The 20,470-nt window shown below is 61.2% G+C and carries 16 protein-coding genes; 7 read left to right on the top strand and 9 right to left on the bottom strand.

All coding sequences use genetic code 11. From position 1 onward, the window contains the following. Positions 1-14: 14 nt before the first annotated feature. Positions 15-1,409: a DUF7405 family protein gene (locus BLS11_RS16365; RefSeq protein ID WP_092538891.1), complete on the top strand. Its 1,395-nt coding sequence runs from the start codon at positions 15-17 to the stop codon at positions 1,407-1,409. A gap of 2,657 nt (positions 1,410-4,066) precedes the next feature. On the opposite strand, the gene BLS11_RS16355 is transcribed toward BLS11_RS16365, so the two are convergent. The 5 genes from BLS11_RS16355 to BLS11_RS16335 all read right to left on the bottom strand — a co-directional run bounded on the left by BLS11_RS16355 (position 4,067) and on the right by BLS11_RS16335 (position 8,034). After that, positions 4,067-4,396: a DUF7344 domain-containing protein gene (locus tag BLS11_RS16355; RefSeq protein WP_092538851.1), complete on the bottom strand. Its 330-nt coding sequence runs from the start codon at positions 4,394-4,396 to the stop codon at positions 4,067-4,069. A gap of 591 nt (positions 4,397-4,987) precedes the next feature. Then, positions 4,988-5,932 carry a hypothetical protein gene (locus tag BLS11_RS16350; protein WP_092538850.1) on the bottom strand — a complete coding sequence of 315 codons (945 nt, stop codon included), beginning with the start codon at positions 5,930-5,932 and terminating at the stop codon, positions 4,988-4,990. Beyond that, the gene (locus BLS11_RS16345; RefSeq protein WP_092538849.1) at positions 5,929-6,306 is read right to left on the bottom strand and encodes a hypothetical protein; all 378 of its coding nucleotides are present in this window, start codon (positions 6,304-6,306) and stop codon (positions 5,929-5,931) included. The genes BLS11_RS16350 and BLS11_RS16345 overlap by 4 nt, the downstream gene beginning before the upstream one ends. Beyond that, positions 6,299-6,874 carry a class I SAM-dependent methyltransferase gene (locus BLS11_RS20020; protein WP_092538848.1) on the bottom strand — a complete coding sequence of 192 codons (576 nt, stop codon included), beginning with the start codon at positions 6,872-6,874 and terminating at the stop codon, positions 6,299-6,301. Before BLS11_RS20020 ends, BLS11_RS16345 begins: the two co-directional genes overlap by 8 nt. Continuing rightward, entirely contained in the window at positions 6,871-8,034 is a 1,164-nt protein-coding gene (locus BLS11_RS16335) for a glycosyltransferase (protein WP_092538847.1), read from the bottom strand. The genes BLS11_RS20020 and BLS11_RS16335 overlap by 4 nt, the downstream gene beginning before the upstream one ends. A 726-nt stretch (positions 8,035-8,760) precedes the next feature. On the opposite strand from BLS11_RS16335, the gene BLS11_RS16330 reads away from it, so the two are divergent. The 3 genes from BLS11_RS16330 to BLS11_RS16320 all read left to right on the top strand — a co-directional run bounded on the left by BLS11_RS16330 (position 8,761) and on the right by BLS11_RS16320 (position 10,929). Next, a complete protein-coding gene (locus BLS11_RS16330; RefSeq protein WP_092538846.1) occupies positions 8,761-9,945 on the top strand; it encodes a LolA family protein in 1,185 nt (394 codons plus the stop codon). A gap of 299 nt (positions 9,946-10,244) precedes the next feature. Continuing rightward, entirely contained in the window at positions 10,245-10,616 is a 372-nt protein-coding gene (locus tag BLS11_RS16325) for a winged helix-turn-helix domain-containing protein (protein WP_092538845.1), read from the top strand. Position 10,617: 1 nt separating this feature from the next. Next, entirely contained in the window at positions 10,618-10,929 is a 312-nt protein-coding gene (locus tag BLS11_RS16320; RefSeq protein ID WP_092538844.1) for a DUF7521 family protein, read from the top strand. Positions 10,930-11,385: 456 nt separating this feature from the next. On the opposite strand, the gene BLS11_RS16310 is transcribed toward BLS11_RS16320, so the two are convergent. Continuing rightward, the gene (locus BLS11_RS16310; protein WP_092538843.1) at positions 11,386-12,822 is read right to left on the bottom strand and encodes a glycoside hydrolase family 47 protein; all 1,437 of its coding nucleotides are present in this window, start codon (positions 12,820-12,822) and stop codon (positions 11,386-11,388) included. Positions 12,823-13,362: 540 nt separating this feature from the next. Between BLS11_RS16310 and BLS11_RS16305 the strand changes: the two genes are divergently transcribed. Continuing rightward, positions 13,363-15,051 (top strand): alkaline phosphatase D family protein, encoded by a 1,689-nt coding sequence (locus BLS11_RS16305; protein WP_092538842.1) that lies wholly within the window; start codon positions 13,363-13,365, stop codon positions 15,049-15,051. A 592-nt stretch (positions 15,052-15,643) separates the two neighbouring features. Here the strand turns inward: BLS11_RS16305 and BLS11_RS16300 are convergent. Then, positions 15,644-15,895 carry a sporulation control protein gene (locus BLS11_RS16300; protein WP_092538841.1) on the bottom strand — a complete coding sequence of 84 codons (252 nt, stop codon included), beginning with the start codon at positions 15,893-15,895 and terminating at the stop codon, positions 15,644-15,646. Positions 15,896-16,878: 983 nt separating this feature from the next. Between BLS11_RS16300 and BLS11_RS16295 the strand changes: the two genes are divergently transcribed. After that, complete coding sequence (locus tag BLS11_RS16295; protein ID WP_092538840.1) at positions 16,879-17,373, top strand: TRAM domain-containing protein; 495 nt, start codon at positions 16,879-16,881, stop codon at positions 17,371-17,373. Between the two features lie 211 nt (positions 17,374-17,584). Here the strand turns inward: BLS11_RS16295 and BLS11_RS16290 are convergent, their stop codons facing one another. Then, positions 17,585-17,872: a PadR family transcriptional regulator gene (locus BLS11_RS16290; protein ID WP_092538890.1), complete on the bottom strand. Its 288-nt coding sequence runs from the start codon at positions 17,870-17,872 to the stop codon at positions 17,585-17,587. Between the two features lie 230 nt (positions 17,873-18,102). Between BLS11_RS16290 and BLS11_RS16285 the strand changes: the two genes are divergently transcribed. After that, positions 18,103-18,867 (top strand): SDR family NAD(P)-dependent oxidoreductase, encoded by a 765-nt coding sequence (locus tag BLS11_RS16285; RefSeq protein WP_092538839.1) that lies wholly within the window; start codon positions 18,103-18,105, stop codon positions 18,865-18,867. Between the two features lie 155 nt (positions 18,868-19,022). On the opposite strand, the gene BLS11_RS16280 is transcribed toward BLS11_RS16285, so the two are convergent. Continuing rightward, positions 19,023-20,465, bottom strand: coding sequence for an SLC13 family permease (locus BLS11_RS16280; protein WP_092538838.1), 1,443 nt, complete (start codon positions 20,463-20,465; stop codon positions 19,023-19,025). Positions 20,466-20,470 lie beyond the last annotated feature (5 nt).

The raw sequence follows: 20,470 nt of genomic DNA, 5'->3' as shown, positions 1-20,470 counted from the left end.
TCGGATGTGAGTACATGGCACAGGACGACTCCGACGAGAGACTTACGCGTCGGAATCTCCTCCAGGCGTCGCTCGTCGCCGGGGGGATGAGCGCATTGTCGGCGTGTCTCGACACGACTGCAGCGACCGGCGAGATGGACGTTCCCTCGGGTTCGGCCGATCCCAAATCGTACCCGCAATCCCAGCACGCGTGGAACGATTCCCTTGTGATCGACCCGCACGGAAACACCGCAGCACCGAATTATCAATTGTTGTTGTTTCTCCGTTACACCGGATCGATCCCTCCGACCGACGACGAGCGCAGGGCCGTCGCAGAGTGCCTCGAAAGCCTCGACCGCGCTTTCCAGCGCGGTACCGGCGGCGACCCTGACGCGCTGATCCTCGACGGATTGCTCACGATGGTCGGTTACTCACCAGATTACTTCGCCAAGTTCGATGACTCGCTTCCGCAGAACGTCGATCTCCCATTTCCGGAGGTGGTGCTCGATGCTGTCGGTGAGGGCGAGTCAAAGGCCGACCACCACGACGCCGTGGTGGCAATGACGAGCGACCGCGTCGAGGTGTTACTCGCCGCCGAACAGGCACTCCGCGGCAACCGGAGTACCGTCAACGACGTCGACGTTCCGTCGGCGCCAACTGAGGTGTTCGAGGTGGCCGAGCGTCGGACAGGGTTCAAAGGTGAGGGACTGATGAGCCGGAAACTGGCGGCCGAGGTAGGGATAGACGCCGTCTCCGAGGAGTCGCCGTCTGCGATGGGGTACAAGTCCGGATTCTCGGAGAATCAGGCGACGGAACGACGGGTTACGATCCGGGAGGGACCGTTCGCGGGCGGGACGACCCTGCACGTCTCGCGGTTGACCCTCGACCTCGATTCGTGGTACGATCTCCCCGAGAGCGATCGGGTCGACAGGATGTTCAGCCCGGACCACACCGTCGAGATGGTCGGCGAGGCGGGGAAATTCCTCGCCAGCGACAGCCGCGTAAATGAGGAGATGGCTGCGGCGACGACCGAACACACACGGACAGAAGGCGTTGTGGGCCACACGCAGAAACTCGCGAGCGCGCGCGACGAAAACTTCGAACCGCGCATCCTCCGTCGGTCGGAGGCAATTACCGTCGACGGCGGCGAAGTCGGGTTCAACTTCACCTCGGTCCAGCGGACGATAACTGACTTTATCGAGACACGGCGAGCGATGACGTTCGTCGATGGTGGCGACGATCCATCGGGTGGGTCTAGCTGTCCGTTCCACGGGGACGGACCGACTGACCGGAGCGCCGACGGCGATCCGTCCAGACGCGGCGACTGCCCTCTCGACGACGGTATCTTGGAGTTTCTCGAAACCGAGCGCCGGGCGAACTTCCTCGTTCCGCCGCGTCGGTTGCGTGCTCTCCCGGAACCGAGCGGGTAACCGGGGCGACTGACTTGTGGTTCCGTCGCGGGTCTGCTCCGGCGTTTGAGGGGGGATCGTGCGGTTCGTCGTGTTCGTAGTCGAGAATGAGTAGATCCGACGTGTCTCGGCGAGTCCCTTGAACGCGGGGTGCCCGTCGACCTCGACGAACTCGTCGTTTGTGGTAGTCTATTCCGGCTCCGATCGGAGACCTCCTCGGCCAGCGAAAGGGGGTCAGTTCGCGCTTTCCTCGGTCGCCGCCTCGCTCTCGAACTGTTCGGCGTCGAACCACGGGATGACGAGTCGACCGCAGTCGAGGAGTGGGCGAATTCGACGGCTCCCTTGATGGCATCGACGCTCTCGTAGCAGGCGTCTCCGATGCGACCGATCAGATCTGCCAACGGTTCGTCCGATCCTCGTAGCGAGCAGAACTCATCGAGCTATAGACCGAAGTCTGAAATAACGTTTCAAAATTGTTACTCGTCTGGCAACCGGCAATGCGAGTCGGTTCCCTAGTTCTCTGGCTGCGAAGATCATGGCCGAATCATCTAGCGCAGGCTGTTCCAAATGGTGAAATCGACCTGACTGACGGGGAACTCATTTGATACTATTGTGTGATTCCTTTCCGAGGTATCACCTAGCAAACTCGGGTGTGGGGTCCGGTACGAAGTCATTCGGATCCTCCTCAAGACGCAGTTGTTTCTCGCTGCGACGGAGTAATCCCGATTGTGAAGCCTGTTGGCGACCGTATTGGGCACCGACCGCCGTTCGGGGCGGCAGCGACAGGGCGGACTCAACTAACGAACGGGAGACGGCAAACGTCGGACGAGAGCTGTGGCCGCGCTTGGGTGCCCCGTCGATCGCTTTCTCTTTCGCCACCTTCGGTTCACGATGTGAAACGAATCTCGGGTGACTTCTACCTTGGCCGTTACCTCTCGTAAGAACATCCACCGTATTAGGTCGGATACGCCGAAGACTGCCGTTACGATCATCGACGTGTAAACAGTGGTATTCTCCCCACAGTCGCCTGGAGCAACGGTTCCCGACCAGTCTTCGACGCCGCCGCGGCCACGAACCGCCCGATACTCTCGTAATCGCGTTCGGCCTTCCGACGATTTTGATACCGTGTGACTGCGCCGGGATGGCCGCTTGTCACAAACACGGGAGAGGCGTCCTGACGGCCCCTTCGTCGACCTTGACTCGCGAGGCAGTTTTGCGTGTTTACTATTTGTGAACTGACGTCCGTCGGGACCGTTCGAGTGCTGCGGCCTCTGAGAAGTTGATCCACGCCCGCTAACGGGAGCGCTTCGTTCTCGGCACACATTCTATTACAGTACTACGGTTGTAAAACCTGGGCAGGGGAGACAGCCCATTGAAGACGTCGTTTCACTCGATTTCTTCGAATTCAGGAACAAAGCGCCTCTCGACCGGTGCGCCTACGGTTCGAATCACCCGAACCGCCGTCGACGACTAGCGACTGCCCGCCGAGGTAGCCAAACCTCGGTGACGAGGACCGAAATCTCAACCCGAGGTTACTCCATCCCTCTGAGCTTTACGAGTCACCTCTCAATCGTATCGACCCTCCCTCTGAGCTCTCTCCCAGTATCTGTATGGAGATCGCCATTTTGCGCACGTTAGTCCAAACACTTCTATTGAAAACCCACGGAAAACACGCTACTATCGTCCAAATTTACGTTTATCGATTGTTCGTTTACGATAGTTCCGAAATTGATAGCAGTTTGTGTTTTCTGTGCACACTAACCAGGTTTATCCTCAAAATAGAACCGGGAACGATGTTGAGTAATCAGAATTCTTATAATGTGTTTAGCCTGCATGTTCTGAGTCGTACTGTCTGTTGATAGCTACCGTAACGCCATAATACCGTTAAGAATCCGCAGAATACATCTGTATAGTGGCGATATCTGTTTCAGGGGTGTTACAACATCGCCTCCGAGTTATGAGCTGATCGAACACAGTTGGTTCCCTCAGTCGGGTCCCACTTGGACGGACATACTCTGGAACAAATATTATTATTTGTATGAACCATCCTCGTGAAGGCCGGTTCGTCGACCACCTCTTTCTGTTCATCGAACCCGTCTCCACCTCTGAGTTCTACCCCGTTGTAGACCAAGCGACGGATTAGGATACAAAGAGGAGACCCTCACGTTCCCAGCCGCGGTTGGGAAGGGGACTGCGTCGAACCTGGATGTCTTCCGGGCGAAGAAGTCCGGGCGAAGAAGGGAACAACCCGCAGGCGACTTTGAGCAGTTCGAGCAGGTGAAGCAAATGTTAGAGCAGGCCGAGGCCGACGGAAAAGGGACCTAAAAATAGGGATCGTGCTGTTCGGGCCCGTCAAGAGCGCGTGCTTACGAACCTCGTACGTATAGTCGTCGTTCGAGCGAGCGATCGCCTATACTTGAGTCTCTCGCGTTTGGTCAGGTACTTGCAGTACGGCTATTCCCAGAGGCGTTGTAGGATTTGGGCGCTGTACGGGCTAGTGTTCTAGCTTTGATGCGGCGACGGTTTGAAGCTGCGGCCGACCGCTTACCGATTGTCGTCAGTGGTGCCGGCTGCTATCGCATTTCCGTCGTAGATATCGACACTAACCAACACTGATCCCCTCTCGCGCCTCGACCTCTTGGACGTTTCAAGAAGAGCGGGAAGAGTAGAAGATGGCCTTACTTCGCAACAATCGTCTCGATGAGTTCCGCTGCCGTTTTCAGGTTTTGAGTTGCGGTGGCGCACCCGTCTTCGGGCCAGTAATCAAGAAGCCCCGCCTCATCCAATTTCGGCAGGTGGTTGTGGTGGAGTTCTATTTCCATTTGGTCGGGATCCTGCTCAGCGTCCTGTACTTCTGCAGTAACCTGCTTCACGAGAGACGAGCGAGTGACGGGGCGGTCTTTTTCTGCGAGGATATCGACCACGGCGCGGCGGTACTTGTTGTCAAGGGCGGCAAGGTAGTCACCAGTCGGCTGTCCGGACGAGATGCCGTCTTGGTTGATCGCCATTTCTGTTTCTACGAAAGTGGCCAATCCATGAATAACATCGCCCTAAAGAGTTTGGTGTAGTGGCGACTATCAGTCATATAATCCATTTCTCCCAACGGATTAGGAGGGGAGACAAAGGGAGAGAGCCCTTGTACCGCCCTCTCTTCCGTCCGTACGTTACTTCTAACTCACTCTCGAAAATGGGAGGTGCCGAACGGCCGAGAGCTTTCATCGAGAGTATCTCGCAGGCAAGTTCGACCGACGGGACTGAGGTGCTGTTAGACAGCGATCTGTACGAACCGTAGTTCGGCGCGTCCGCTGTTTTTCGTGGATCTCCCAGCCCGCCGTGAGAGGAATCTCTGCGTAGAAAAGAGAGGCGGCTGCACGAGACGCGCCGGTCCCGTTGCCCTTCGTGTCACGATGTCTGTGGCGCACTCTCGTTTCGCACAACCCACGTCGAGAACTGTCCATTCGTATAGACCCGTCCGGCGGCCGTGTCGGTCCGAAGACGGTCCATGTCGTCGTCCGTGATGAAGCGGATGCCCGGCCATCTGTTCCGTGGTTGGTTTCGATACCACGAGCGTCGGGTCTGATGCACTGCTTCCTTGCATCTCATTTGTACCCGAGAGCCTCCAACTGCGCATCGATGTCCGCCTCGTCGTCCGGAGCCGGTAGCGGGTCCGGCTCGTACGTCTCCTGGTCGGTCGATTCGAGTTCCAACCACGGAACGCGTTTCGCCGCCGGGACCCACGAGTTACGGGGGTGCCCGAACACGCCCCACTCTCCGAGGGCGTTCGCGTGGTCCGCGGAGATGACGACGTCGCCCTCGACGTTCTCCAACAGTAGTTCGACCTCTTCCAGAACGAATTCGAGGTTCTTCCGGTAGGCGGTCCACAGTTCCTCGTACTGAAGTCCGCCGTCGCGGTACTGATACCACGAACTCCGGTCGTCTTCCTCTTGTGCGGCTTGGCCGAAGCCGTCGCGACGGTCGTATCCCTCCGACCAGTCGACGGGGACGAACGGTTCGTGCGGTTGCATGTACCACGCGATAACACGGTCTGCGCCGCCGCGATGGGCGTGAATCGCGCCGTCGGTGACCGGCCGCGGTAGGACCGTCCCCTCCTCGTGGGACCACGAGCGTCGCCACACTTCGTCGAGATGCCACCAGTCGTCTTCGCGGACGCAGTCCTCGCGGGTGAAGGGATTCCCGGTCACGAGGGCTGTCTCCGCCATCTGGTCGCGATACTTCTCGGCTGTCATCCGCTGAAGCCACTCGTGGGACATCGACGCCGCGGAGACGTGCGTTTCGACGTCGCCGTCGTCTATCCACGACGTTTCGCGGGCGACTTCGCGAAAGAGGTCCGACCGACAGGCGTCGAGGACGACGAGAACGTCCCAGTCGCCGCGTTCCCAGTGGGGCGTCCCGTAGTTGATACGGCCTCCGACGCGCCGGGCGGCACCGGTTACGAGTTCGCCAGTCGCGTACTTCGCCGCGTCCAGAGGCGGGTGCCGGTCGAACATCTCGCGCGTCTCATCTACCCAGTCGACGAACGTCATTTCGCGTTCTCTCCGTCGGTTTCGAGGTCCTTCAGCCGTCGCTTGATCTCCTCAGTATCACGCTTCAGCGGGCTTCTCTCCGCTCTCTGGCTCTGCCCCTGATTGAACGACTGTTCGCTGGGGTAGATGACGGCGTAATCGAATACCATCCACGCACAGAGTACGAGGACCGCAGTGGAGAGGAATAGCCAGAACGTCCCGAACGCGTCCCGGAGTACCGGCGTCGTAGACCACGCGGCCGACATCGCGGAAACCATCGTAATCATCCGCGAGATGATGCCAGACCGCTGGAAGAGAACTTTCGCCCCACCGAGTCGGATGACTCCACTCGATAGTTGCGGGAGCAGTCTGCTCTTCTCTTCGCTCTCACTCATCGTTGACCTCCATGCGACGGTACTCTGCGGTAAGAATCCCGGCGTAACACCGGTACGCCGCCCACGCGGGCCACTTGTGCGCCGCAAGTCGGAGTAACGGCGAGGCGGCCGACAGTGGACCGCCCAGCCAGACGTCCACACTTCGGTTGATCAGTTCCAGCGGGATGTCGGGGTCCCAACTTCGGCGATGGGGGCGCGAGAACTGTTCCGGCGTTCGGTAGGTCCAGTTCGGTGCTTCGTGGTCCGAATCGGTATCGGCGTTTACCCCCAGCGGAACGGAGATCCGGAGGACACCGCCCGGGCGAAGAACGCGTGCAGCCTCGGCGAAGAAGCCGGCGCGGTCCTCGAGGTGTTCGACCACCTGCCGAGCCTCGATGACCTCGACGCTGTTGTCGGGAGCGAACTCCCACTCCTCTTCGAGGTCGGCGACGACGTCCGGTTCGACGTCGGGGTTCGCATCGACGTTGAGCCACTCCGGACGGTGGTCCTCGCCACAACCGAGATGGAGGCGCTCCGGCTTCTCGTGGTGTTGTGGTAATCGGTTCGCATCGGGGCGACCGACGATCATGTCTCACCACCGTCCGGAACGGTGGGCCGTGGAGTCGGGTAGTCGAGTCCGGTCTTGACACGAGCACTTTCGACCGCTTCGTGGACGATACGTCGCATTTCCGTTCGGAATCGATCCACCGAGAACTGCTGTGCGAAGTTCTCTATCGCCGGCGGCGAACTCCGGACTCCGTGTTCCTCGAACTGTTCGATGACCTCGACGAGGTCCGGAACGCTCCGGTCGAAGAGCAGACCGTTGACGTCGTCGGAGATCTGGAACTCGGTGAAGCCGTCGCGCACGCCGATGACGGGCGTACCGGCGGCCATCGACTCGATCGGGACCATGCCGAAGTCCTCGTTTTCGGCCGCGAAGATGGTCGCCTTCGCGCCGGAGACGAGTTGTCGGAGTTCGTCCCACTCGACGAAGCCGCGGAACTCGACGGTCGGGCCGGCGATGCGTTCGAGGCGCTTCCGTTCCGGCCCGGTGCCGCCGACGACGAGGTTTACACCCGCACGCGTACACGCTCGGACGATCGTTTCGATGTGCTTCGACGGATAGAGCCGCGACCACGTGACGTAGTAGTCGCCCGTCTCGCGGTCGTGTCGCGACCACTCGTCGACGTCGACCGGCGGGTAGACGACGTCGACGTCGTCCGGGCTCACACCCCAGTAGCGGACGATTCTCCGCCTGACGAGCTCCGAGTTCGCGACGAGCCGGTCGGAGTACTTCCCCTCGGGGTGGAACTGCCGGGCCGCCTTCGCGTACAGGTGCGCGACGGGACCGTGGTTCGAGTCGCTCTCGGCCCAGCGGTCGTACGGCGTTCGCTGTGGGCTGTGAACGTACGAGACGACGGTCTGGTCGTCTCGGGGGACGAACCAACCGGGGTTGTTTCCGGAGGTGACGACGACGTCGAAGTCCCGAAGTTCCGGCGCGTCCGCCCACGCAAACTGGTAGTACGCGTCTCGGAGGATGATCGACCGGCGGATGAAGCCGCCGGCGATGCCGTCCCCGAAGAGGTCGTGAACGGCCACGTCCTCCGAAGTCGCGTCTTCGTTCACGAACCCCGCGTAGACGTCCGCGTCGAACGTCCGCGCAAGTTCGTCGGCCACCATCTCGCCGCCGCCACGTTCCGGGTAGTGTTCGTGCGCGACTGCGACACGATACTCGGTCGCCTCAGTCATTGCTACCGCCGTCCGTTTCGGCCGAGTCAGAGCCGTGGTCTACAATCGCAACGGAAACCGTCTCTCCCGCGTAGTTGCTCCCGCTGGTGATACGGCCTCGAGAGTCGGGTGTCACGCTCCGCAGACTCTCTTCGGCCTTCGTTTCGACGGGGACGTTCATCGTCCCTCACCGCCGTGAGCGATGATCGGATGACGCCGATAGCCGACGAGACGCCGTTGCCGTCGTCGGGGTGTGCTTTCGATATTCATGGTTTGTCGGACACGGAGAAGTACAGCAGAGGCTCACGATGCCTAAGGTGGTGAGTTCTGTCGGCACCGGAGCTTCACCCCTGCCCTTCCCCTTGGTGTCTGCCAGCCTCTCTCTCTCCATCCCACATAAATTCATTGTTAAGTTAAAGTCAGTATACATTACTAGTCCTTCAAGATACAGCTCGCGTAATGGTAAAGAGCGGTAGCAACTCCGTCGCAGAATTCCTCCGTCGGATAAAAGTAACTACTATTGCGTATTTAAAATGTCAAGTGTGATCGCCTTCGTGGTCCGTCCGAATCGCTAGTCGGTACGAGGCGCCTGAAAGGCTGGCTACGATGACTCTACGACCGAGATTACAGTCGGCACGCGGACGCGTGCCCGACGTGGACTGAACAAAGTATTTATCAGCTCGTCTCACACAGTCACTCACGCGTTATTCGATACGCATTCAAAGCCCCACTGAGCGTACTTCTAATATGACCCGCCGTTCACTCCGATTCAACCGACGCACACTCGTCGTTCTCTTACTCCTCGGCGTCGTGCTTCTCGCAGTCCTCTGGGCGTCTGGGGGTGCGATTGGAGATTCGAACCCCTCCGTCGACGCCAACGTGACCGAGCGCTACCGCTCCATCGACGCGCTCACCGGAACGCAGACGGTCACGATGCGGACGAACGGCAGCGTCACGTCTCGGAACGTCGCCACCGTCACGCTCGTTCCGGGAACCGAGCGGAAACGGATTCTCTTCGAGAACGCGTCGGACCGGCGGTACGAACGACAGGTCTCGAACGGGTCGACGCTCTGGCTCCACGATACCGACCGAAACGCCGTGACTGCGGTCACGTTGACGGGACCACCGACCGATTCGCGAACGGCGACCCGGATTCAACGAATCGTCCAAGCCGCGGGGCTGACCGACGACGCGGGCCGGCCGAAATCCATCGGCGTGTCGCCGTTGCCCGTCGTACCGCGACAGACCGGTGCCGCCCCCGAAGTGGACGAAAACCGTAGTTACGCCGTCGAATTCGTCGAGACCGACACCGTCGACGGGCGAGACGCGTACGTGTTCGACGTCGTCCCCGCGGACAACCGGAGCGAGGCCGACTACAGACAGCGGTTGTGGGTCGACACCGAACGGTTCTATCCGCTACGCAAGCAGACGGCGTGGACCGACGACGGCACTCGGCGGTCGGTGACGACGACGTACACGAACGTGACGTTCGACGCGGAGGTGTCGGCGGACACGTTCCGACCCGAACTGAACGACGACACGACTGTGCGGCGACCGAACGTCCCCAGCACGGAGTGGTACCGAAGCACCGCCGCCTTGGAGGCGCAGAGTTCGATTTCGGTGCCGAATCCGACCGTGCCGTCCGAGTTCGAGCTGGTGTACGCGACGCGAACGACCGGCCGCATCGAAGGAGTCGGGCTCCGCTACGCCGCCGAGGGGCGCGAGCTCACAGTCGCGAAGTTCAACTACACCCTCGATATCGGCTCCGACGAACGCGACGTGACGATCGACGGCCGGCCGGCGACCCTCGACTACGGGTCGAGCACGTCGCTCTCGTGGAACTGCGACGGGTACGCCTACACCGTCCGGGGAACCGGCGTCGAAACGGACCGTCTGATCGAAGTCGGCCGCTCGGTGGGCTGTCAGGCCTGAAATCGCGCGAGTTTCTGGGTCAGAGACTCGCCCCCCTTTTATATTATCCGACGGCTCGTCGGTCGAAGTGCGATGGGATCAGACAACCTGACAACGTCCCCCCGCGCCAGACGTCTGGTGGTGTGCCCTCTGACAGCACAACGTATCCCATCGCAGTCTCCGTTGACGCCTCAGCCCCTCCAAAGTATCGCGGTCCTGCCCCCCCAACCCCGCGGTACTCCTACGACCGGCCGCCACGTCCGCCGATGTTCAGAACCAACGGGTCTTATTAATCCGAGAGGCGGTTATCCGACCGAAACGTGAGTGAGGATCCTGCGCTGGGTGATCTCCTCGACGTCCTCAGCGACGAGTACGCCCGAGACATCCTCGCAGCGACGAGTATCAAACCAATGTCCGCACAACAGCTTGTCGACGAATGTGAGATGTCCAAACCGACGGTCTACCGCAGGGTGGAGCGATTGCAAATGCACGGGCTCCTCGAAGAGCAGACCAAGATTCGGACCAGTAACAACCACTACAGCGTCTATACGGCCACCCTCTCCGAGGTTTCTATCACGTTAGACACCGGCACCTTCGAGGCGGCCGTGACGCGCACCGCCACCGAATCGTTCCCCGGAGAGGGGGAGAGCGACACCGCCGACCGCTTCACGAAGATGTGGGAGGACCTCTGAGATGGCCCCCCTGGCCGCGTTCATCGACTGGGCTATCATCGCGCTCGCCCTCGGGTCGACGCTCGTCGGCAGCTACGTGGGATATCAGGCCTACCGCGGGTATCGCCGCCACGACAGCCGAGCGATGCGAGCGCTCTCTCTGGGGCTGTTTTTCCTCACGGCCGTCGCGTTCGGTATCGCCTTCGTCGGATCGCTTCTCCTCCGCGAAGGGTACCTCGGTCTCCAGTATCAGCAACCGCTCACGTTCGTCACGCGACTGTTTCAGTTCCTCGGAGTGCTGCTTATCGCCTACTCGTTGCACTCGCGGGGATAACTCGCTCGCGAGGAGGTGCGGATGAGTGTATCCCCCGGCTGTTTCGTAGCCCGAAACCCGAATGGTCGATATGGAACCGCGGGAACATGGTTAGCGCGTAACCGGGATTCGCGAAGCGGTCGTAACGACCCACGGATGCGAACCCGGCGTTGAGTATATCGAGCGGGGAACGGGTGGGGAGACAACTGCTCGGTACGCACACTTACCGATCGGTAGGTTCAGGTCAAACTCTCCTGCGCCGACTGTGGGAGGGTGGTCGCCCGCCGCTATCGTGACTGCACGTCCGTCCATCGGCACGAGACGTACGTCTCCTCCCGTTGTTCGGCGTCACTGTCGCAGGCGGGGGGAGAGTCAGTCGGGCGGCGTTCCCTGCGGGGATGCGACAGCGTGCGAGTCTGCGGAACCGTCCGACGTGCCGGAACGTGACGGGCAGGAGGGAAGAGCGAGAGAGATCGATTAGTCCACCGCCGGCCCTTCGACGCCGCGGAGGACGTTCCCTTCCGTCGTCAGGTAGTAGTCCTCGGCGAGTCGGTCGGTGCCGCCCGCGAGCAGGTAGAAATACTTCATATTCTCGGACCACCAGTATCCGGGCGTCAGGTCACCTTGCTCCATCGGTGACGTCGTCACGTCCGTGATGACGGTGTAGCCGTTCTCGACCCGGCAGTGCTCCTCCATCGCCCGCCAGAGTTCGTACGCGCGTTTGCGATACACCGTTTCGCCGGTCCGTTCGTACAGGAGGAGGGCACCGCCGAGGTACTCCGGTCGGAGCCAGTACGTGGTCGCCTCCGCGGAGAGGTCCGTGTAGTCTATCGACCCCGGGAACAGGTCGTACTTTTCGCGAACCGCCGTCCACGAGTCGTGGTAGGCGCGGCCGATTTCGGGCTGCCCGGCCTCGGCCATCAGCCCCGACCAGAAGTTCGACAGTTCGCTCTGCGTGTGCGCGACGACGTCGCCGGTGTCCATGTCGACGCGGCGGTACCACAGGCGGCCGTCGTACGTCTCGGCTTGGTGTTCCTGAATGCCGTCGACGAGGACGCCGAACCACCGCAGGAAGTCCGCGTCGCCGAACAGGCGCCACCCGTCCCAGAGGTACTCGTAGAAGGAGTCCGAGGGCGGGCCGATGCGCGCGACGGTGTCCTGCCACTCGCCGGTCTCGACATCTATCGAAGCCCCGAGGAGGTCGAGGTCCGATCGGCGGTCGTACGCTGCCTCCATCGCCGCCTTCGCCAGTTCGTAGTAGCTGTCGTCGCCGACCTCCCGGGAGAGTTCGCCCCACTCGGCGACGTACGTCCCGATTTCGGCGACGAAGTTGACGGAGTCGCTCACCTCACCCGTCGCCGGGTTCACGAACCGGTAGGGCATCCCGGTCGGCGACTCCTCGAACGCCGGGCGCAGACGGTCCGCCAGATCCCGCGCGAGGTCCAACAACGCCTCGTCGCCGGTGACCTTGTAGCCCGACAGGAGGCCGCCGACCATGCGGATGTTCGCCTCGAACACCTGCATCTCGGCGTCGATGTCGAAGGACAGTTCCTCTTTTATCCACTCGACCGCCTTCTCCAGTTCGCGGTCCATCCCGAGAAGGTACAGCGTGTCCAACGCCTCGACGAGGGTGAGGCCGACGGGCTGATCGAAGAAGAACTCCTCGTAGCCGCCCGAGACGGGCGTTATCATGTCGTGACCCCACGCGTGCTTCTCGTAGTTCTTCCACGCCCACTCGAACCGCTCTCTCACCTTCCGCGCGGCCGCCTCCGACGCCCGTCGGCGATCCCCGCGAGACTCCCCTGTCGCGGCGGCGCCGGTCGTTCCGACGGCCCCGACGACCCCGAGGGAGGCGAGTCCCTTCAGTGCGCTTCTCCGGCTGATGCGACGTCCTGTTTCGGTAGTTCGTCTCATAGTCTGGTCGGTACCAACCGGCGTCGATCTCCCATCCGACTGCCTAGTCGATCGATGGGTGACAATTGTTGCCGATTAGCACAACCCTCTCCCCGCGCCGACAGACAAAAAGTCATTTCATAGACATTACAAAATGTAACATTGCTAGTGAGTTCGCTCCGTCAAAAGTACCGCCTCGGCGTCCCCCCGTTCGCGAGACCCGGCCGCCTCCTCGGGGCGGGGTGAGGTATCCTCGTCCATGCGTAATTCGGAACGTGAACGCGCACGACGGGACTCGAAGACCGCATCGAAACCCTCACCGGCGGAACGATGTCGGCAGACGCCCCACAGAAAAATCGCTGATGGAGAGTGTACGGCGCGGAACGGTCGATAGCCCCTCTCCGGGGCGACGAGAGTTCGGGCGGGAGCGATGCAATGAGAGAAATGCGCAATCTGTTCGCGGTCTACTAGCGTACTCAGTAGAGACGACAATATCAGTCAGAGACGGATATATGGAAAATATAAGAGTACTTTACCCGTTCATTTGTTCTGTCCGTTGTCATGTACGATCGAGTGACACGAAGAGAACTGCTTTCGACGGTGGGACTGTCGACCGCGACGGCCGCGTTCGGGGACGGAGTGCCCGGACGTCTCGCGTCGGTCTCCGGGGAAGACGCGTCGAGCGACGACGGCCACGAGAAGACCGGTATCGAGGCTCCGCAGGGCGTGCAGACGGGCGACGTGACCGCGGACCGAGCGATCATCTGGAGTCGGGCTAGCTGCCCCGCCCGGATGTACGTCGAGATAGCGACGGACGAGTACTTCTCGGACGTGCGAACGGTTCGCGGTCCGGCGGCGCTGGAAGTCACGGACTACACGGCGAAGCTGGATCTTCAGGGACTTCCCTCCGGGGAGACCATCTACTACCGGGTGATATTCGAGTCTCTGGTCGAACCGGGCGTGCGCAGCGAACCGGTCGAGGGGTCGTTCCGGACGCCGCCGTCGGCGGACGAGGACGGGGCGGTTCGGTTCGTCTGGGGCGGCGACGTCGCCGGTCAGGGGTGGGGTATCGACCGCGACCGCGGCGGCATGACCATATTCGAGGCGATGCGGGAACTCGACCCGGACTTCTTCGTCCACTCGGGGGACGCTATCTACGCCGACGGACCGCTTCCGGAGACGATCGAACTGGACGACGGCGCGACGTGGAACAACGTCGTCACCGAGGCCAAGGCGGGGGTGGCCGACACCCTCGCGGAGTTCCGGGGCAACTACAAGTACAACTTCCTCGACGAACACTACCGGAACTTCCTCTCCGAGGTGCCGATGATCCCGCAGTGGGACGACCACGAGGTGGTGAACAACTGGTACCCCGGCGAGACGCTTCCGGAGGACGACCCCCACGACGTCAAGAGCGTGAATCTACTCGCCGCCCGCGGTCAGCGCGCGTTCACCGAGTTCATGCCGATTCGCTCCCACGACGACAGCTGGGACGAACACTACGACAGTTTCCGCTACGGGTCGGCCCTGGAGGTGTTCCGACTCGACCTCCGAAGCTATCGCGGACCGAACACGGCGACGCGTAACAGCGAGCAGAGCTCCGAGACGGCGATTCTCGGCGCGGAGCAACTCGCGTGGCTGAAGCGGTCGCTCGCGGAGTCGGACGCGACTTGGAAGGTCGTCGCCTCCGACATGCCCATCGGCCTCGTCGTCACCGACGGCGACTACTTCGAGGCGATCGCGAACACCGACGGCGAACCGAGCGGCCGGGAGTTCGAGATCGCCGATCTGCTGTCGTTCCTCTGCGCGGAGGAGGTTCGCAACGTCGTCTGGTTCACCGCCGACGTACACTACACCGCGGCGCACCACTACCACCCCGACCGGGCGCAGTTCACGGACTTTTTGCCGTTCTGGGAGTTCGTCACCGGACCGCTTCACGCGGGGACGTTCGGCCCCGGCGAACTCGACGACACGTTCGGTCCCGAGGTGGTGTTCGAGAAGTCACCGCCGGAGGGTGAGGCGAACCTCCCGCCGAGCGACGGACTGCAGTTCTTCGGTCAGGTCGACGTCGACGCCGACTCCCGAGAGATGACCGTCACGCTTCGGGACCGCGACGGGGCCGAACTCCACAGCCAGACGCTCGTACCGGGGGAGTACGGTACGCTCGATCCGGCCGAGGACGGCGAGGACGACGATGGCGCCGGGGACAGCGACGGCGACGACGGATCGAACGGAGAGGACGACGACTGATCGGGGCGTAAAGAGTACATCCCTTCCGAGAAACAAACGCCGGTTCGTCTCCGAAACGACCGTCGGATCGGCGAGATCGGTCAGTTTCCAGTTGGCCGCCCGGTGTAGGGCAAGCGCGCGAAAACGGGTATTCCGCTGCTACCGAAGCGAAGCTATACGTTAGAACTGCTTGTACGTGATGTCGATGCTAGACGTCGTATTGATACTCAACTCGAGTCTACTGATCTTCGGATCCGTTGTCGCTCTATTTCCGGGGCTCGCAGTCGAGTTCGACGAGAAGTGCTGGTCGCTACTTCCCTTCTCTCGACCGTGGGCGCCTCCTCCGAGCCTACAACGCGTATTCTATCGGGTGCTTGGAATCCTACTGTCGCTGACAGGGTTGGGTTATCTCTACAGGTAGTTCACGCACCCTCTTACTGCCGATCTCAGCCTCTCTTCGCAGAACCAACTCCCGACAGTAGTTCGTCGACAAGCGGCGTCGGAGCCTCGTCCACGAGATCTGCTGGAGATGTTTCCTCCGTAACCGATACCGGCGAACGAAGCCTCCGAAGCGAACCGGAGAAATACGATCGGTCAATTTGACGAGAGCAGTTCACCCGGACACCGAGCGCCGTTTGGAAACGCGAAGTCCGACGAGGTAGAGAAGAACGATGAGGAGTTCTATCACGGCGAGTTCGACGATAGTACGAAACACGAATGCAGCAGCCACTCCCAGTACGAATGCGGAGACGCCTACTACCAACGGAGATCGAGAGCCGTACTTCTCCGCCTGCGAGTAAACGAACGACGAGACGAGGGCCTGTCCGACGAGGAACACGAGGGAACCAATACCAAAGGCGGGCATAGATAGCTCTCTGTGCTGACAATACAAATATTCTCTGCGGCTGACCGCTCGGTTCGTTGTGCGTCTGATTGATATCCTCAACGCATCAGCAGAAATATTCGAATACTGTCGGCACAGAACCGTAGGGCGGTCCTCGCGGACGGCGCACTGACCGAACGCGGAACGCGCGGGAACTGCTGGAAGACGACGGACTGTTGCGACTCTCTGAAAGTCTACTATTGGGGAAGGTATATATTACTCCTCTCGGTGGGGAATCTAATGGTCCACCGCCGAACGGTTCTGGCAACTTGCGGCGTATTGAGCGCAGGGTTCCTTAGCGGTTGTTCGACGGAGGGAAGCAGCGAGGCCGAGACCACCCAACACGATACTACCGCTACGGAAGACGCACCGAGCAGTGATTTTCGTCCGTCAGTTCCGGATTCGCTCGACGAGATGAACAGAACCGGAAATGAGTGGGTCGGCTCGACGAGAGGGGACCCGCACTCACACGGCGTCCTCATTTGGAACAGCGGGACGGCCAGCTACCGATTGAACGAACGTATCTTCCGAGATGGAGAGCGAATCTACGAAGGACAGGGGAGAACAGTAAACCCAGAGACGTACGCTCTGATACGTCTGCGCGGTTCGGCACGGTATCGATACCGGCTCTGGAGTACGTCTACGGAAGTCAAGTTTCGCGTTTCGAAACCAAAGTTCGAGAAGCCCCACTCCGCGACAGTAGTCGAGTTCACCGATACGGGTGCGGCCGCTCGAACTGTTGCCGATGCCGACTGGCATCACCTGTTCACCGAGACAAACCGGTCTAGAGACGGATGAGAACACCTCCGTAGGCGCGGCATCCGGGTGTCTTCCGTCGATCCATCGTTCAACAGATCTTCTAGTGGAGACGGAGAGCCGAGAGGCTACCCGTCTCGCTTTTCGTATCCCCTTCGGTACGTCACGAACCCCCCATCTTTTCGGTGGTGGAAGGGCATTGAGGGGTAATGCTAGAGATTCCGGATTCCTTGAAGCTATTTTTCGAGACGTCGCTCCAGCAATCTGAGGACAAGTACACCATCCACGTCCCACGCGAGTTCGTCGAGGAGGGGTCCTTAGATACGGAACAGACCTACCGAATCGCAGTTATCGAACGGACGGCGGCCGAACGATCCTCGGAACCGTCAGAGCCTCTCGAAGAGGGAACATCGACCGAATCTCGCTCCCCCGAGACGACGAGAAGCGAGTCGCAGGTACGAGAACAGTATGCGGCGACGCCTACTCGGTCGCACTCTCCGGTACCGCCAGTTGAGGAGGGCGAGACGCGAACGGTAAGCATCGACTCCCTCGGGGAGGAGGGGGACGGTATCGCGAAGGTAGAGAACGGCTTTATCGTCATCGTCTCAGATACGCAGCCCGGTGATCGAGTCGAGGTCGAGATCACGGACGTAAAAACGAACGTGGCCTTCGCAGAGCCCATCAGCGAGCCCACTGTCTACTGATCTCTCTCGGCGTAGTTTCCATGTGTCGAGCGCGGTGAGATACCGTTCCTTCGTAGATATCTTATCCTGAGTTTACACGACTACTAGCGTAACGGGGATGCACAGCGGTGAGCCGCGGCGGTTCAGTAGGGGTACGGAGAAACGAGCGCAACAGGAGGAGTTCTCCACCGAAAAGGAACGAACGGTGCTGCCTTCGTGCGGTGCCGTTGGGTTACGAGTTCGAACTCAGCTCTGGGACAATCGAGTTCGCCCACTGGCGTCGGTTGAGAAGCGCTTGCTCGCCTTGGTCGGAGACTTCGTAGTAGTTCGTCCGCCGATCGAGTTGCCCTTTCTCCACGTAGCCCTCTTCGACGAGCGTGTCGAGGTTCGGGTAGAGACGACCGTGGTTGATGTCGTCGTGCTGTTTCTCCATTTCTTCTTTCACTTCCTGTCCCGACGGTTGATCGAGGCCAGCGATCACGGTCAGAAGGTCACGCTGGAAGCCAGTGAGTTCGAACACCTGCTCCGTCATACGGTGGTAAATCAACGGACATAATCAAAAATCATCTGCCCAATATTCCTTACTTTCCAGTTTATCAGAGAATGTGGAACTTCGCTCGCAGGTGGAGAGAGGCCCCCGCGAGAGAGCACGACGGATGCACCATCACCCACGTGATATTCTAAAATACAGTACTGCTCGCGCTCCGGAGAGCCCTTTCTCTTTTCCTGAGCGGAAACGTTAGTTGCCGTATGGCAACGTTCGATGACGCAGTTGCTGTCGTAACGGGAGCCGGATCGGGGATCGGACGAACGACCGCTCTGACGTTTGCAGAACGCGGTGTGAGCGTCGTTATCGCCGACGTCGATACGGAGGGTGGGGAGGAAACCGTCGCACGAATCGAGGACGACGGCGGGAACGCCCTCTTCGTCGAAACTGACGTTACCGATCCGTCGGCGGCGGAGTCGATGGTCGACGCCGCCGTCGACGAGTACGGTCGCCTCGACTACGCGTTCAACAACGCCGGCATCGGTGGCGCACAAAATCCGGTTGCCGAGTACGACCCCGAAAAGTGGCAGACCGTCGTCGACGTGAATCTCGTCGGCGTGTTCAACTGTATGCGAGCCGAACTCAGTCAGATGCAGGCGCAAGACGAGGGCGGCGTCATCGTGAACAACTCCTCGGTTCTCGGAAAAGTCGGGTTCGAGAACTCCTCGGGATACGCCGCCGCGAAGCACGGCGTTCTCGGTCTGACGAAGACGGCCGCCCTCGAAAACGGCGAGACCGGTGTCCGTATCAACGCCGTCTGTCCGGGGTTCATCGAAACACCGCTTCTCGAAGCGGGAGGGATCACGAGCGACTCGGAGATGCGCAAACAGATCGAGAGTCGTCACGCGATGAACCGACTCGGAACGCCGGAAGAGGTAGCAGACGCCGTCGTCTGGTTGTGCGAGGACGATGCGTCGTTCATCACCGGCGAGGCCCTCGGTGTCGACGGTGGCTACCTCAGCCGGTAGGCTCATCGATAGAGAGCGTGCGAGTGGCGATTTGAGAGAAACTATCTGGCGTCGATCGTTGCTTTCATTCTATCCGTGGTCGGTGCCGACGTTCGAGAGGACGTGCTCGACGCCGGAGGACCGTGGCGAACGAAGCATCGACGTCGGCGAGGCCGCTACAGGAGCGAGGTGACCGTCGGCCAGTAGACGAGCCAGGAAACGGCGACGACCAGCGTCGCGTACCCCAGCGTCACGAGACCGAACGAGACGACGTCGACGGTAGAGAGCGGTCCGCGGTCGAGCGACACGAGGACGGACGTCGTGTTGAACGGGAATATCGTCGTCGAGCCGACGACGATGAGGGTGGACAGGCCGAGATAGAGCTGGTTGATCCCCATCCGACTGCCGAACTGCAGGAGTACCGGGAGAGTGACCACGATGGCGGCCGAAGCCGTCGAGAAGAATATCCTGACGAAAGCGGCCAGCGCCAAGAGCACGGCGACGCTCTGCCACATGGAGAACGCCGCGAACGGGACCAGCCCCGTCGTCGTCTCGACGAGGAACGCGAGCGCACCGGTCGACTGCATCGCGTCGAGGATGGAGAACATCGCACCGACGACGAACAGGATACCCCAACTCACGCTCGCGACGTCCTCGCTCGCGAGGACGCCGATTCGTGGCAGTGATAGTACCGCGACGGCGAGGACTGCGGGGACGATGGTCGGCACGCCGACGAACGAGCCGACGATCCAGAGGACGACTGCGCCGAGGAGGACGGTCCCGACGAACCGCTGTTCGGTCGTGAGCGCCGGCGCCACGTCGACGTCTACGGTCTCGCCGGACCCGTCACTCGCGGTCGCGGACGCCGCCGCTCTCGTCGGCGACCCGTCGGCGTAGCGGTACTCGGCGGTCAGCGTCGTCAACCCGTAGAGGAGGAGGACGGGCGGGATCATGAGCACGCCCCACTCGACCCAGGTGACCGACCGGCCCGCGCGACGGATGAGGTTCGACGTGACGATGGCCATCCCGCCGCCGGTCATCAGCGCCATCGAGGCGATGGGGTTCACGTGCCCGATGACGAGGAACGAGGAGCGTTCGAACGCGCTCCCCCGACCGAGGCCGTACGCGTCGGCCATCTCCCGAACGACCGGGATGAACGTGATCGCCCGTGCGACCGCCGACGGCATGACGAACGCGAGTGCGAGGACGTTCAGCGCGACTAAGCGGACCGGGTCGGCCTCGCCCGGTTCGCGCGCGACGAGTCGCGACGCGAACCACGAGTCGAGGTCGACCTTCCTGATGGCCTCCCCGAGGAGGAAGACGAGTAACAGGAAGAAGACGATCGTCGACGCGAACCCGGCCGTCGCCGCCTGATACGTCTCGACCGCACCGAGTGCGAAGAGGAGCGTGACGCCGAGCGTCGAGGAGACGACGTACGGAATCACCGCCGTCAACCACAGGACGAGGACGAACCCGAACACGCCGAAGACGGTCTGCATCGCCGGCGTCATGCCGGCCGGCGGCGTGGCGACGGCCGTCCAGAGAATCGAGGCCAGAGCGCCCCCGATACCGACGCCCTGGCGAATCGCGCGACGCGACGCGGGGGATACGGTCACCATCGACG

The organism is Halopelagius longus, assembly GCF_900100875.1.
Taxonomy (GTDB): Archaea; Halobacteriota; Halobacteria; order Halobacteriales; family Haloferacaceae; genus Halopelagius; species Halopelagius longus.
This window is presented reverse-complemented; position numbering and strand designations above follow the sequence as displayed.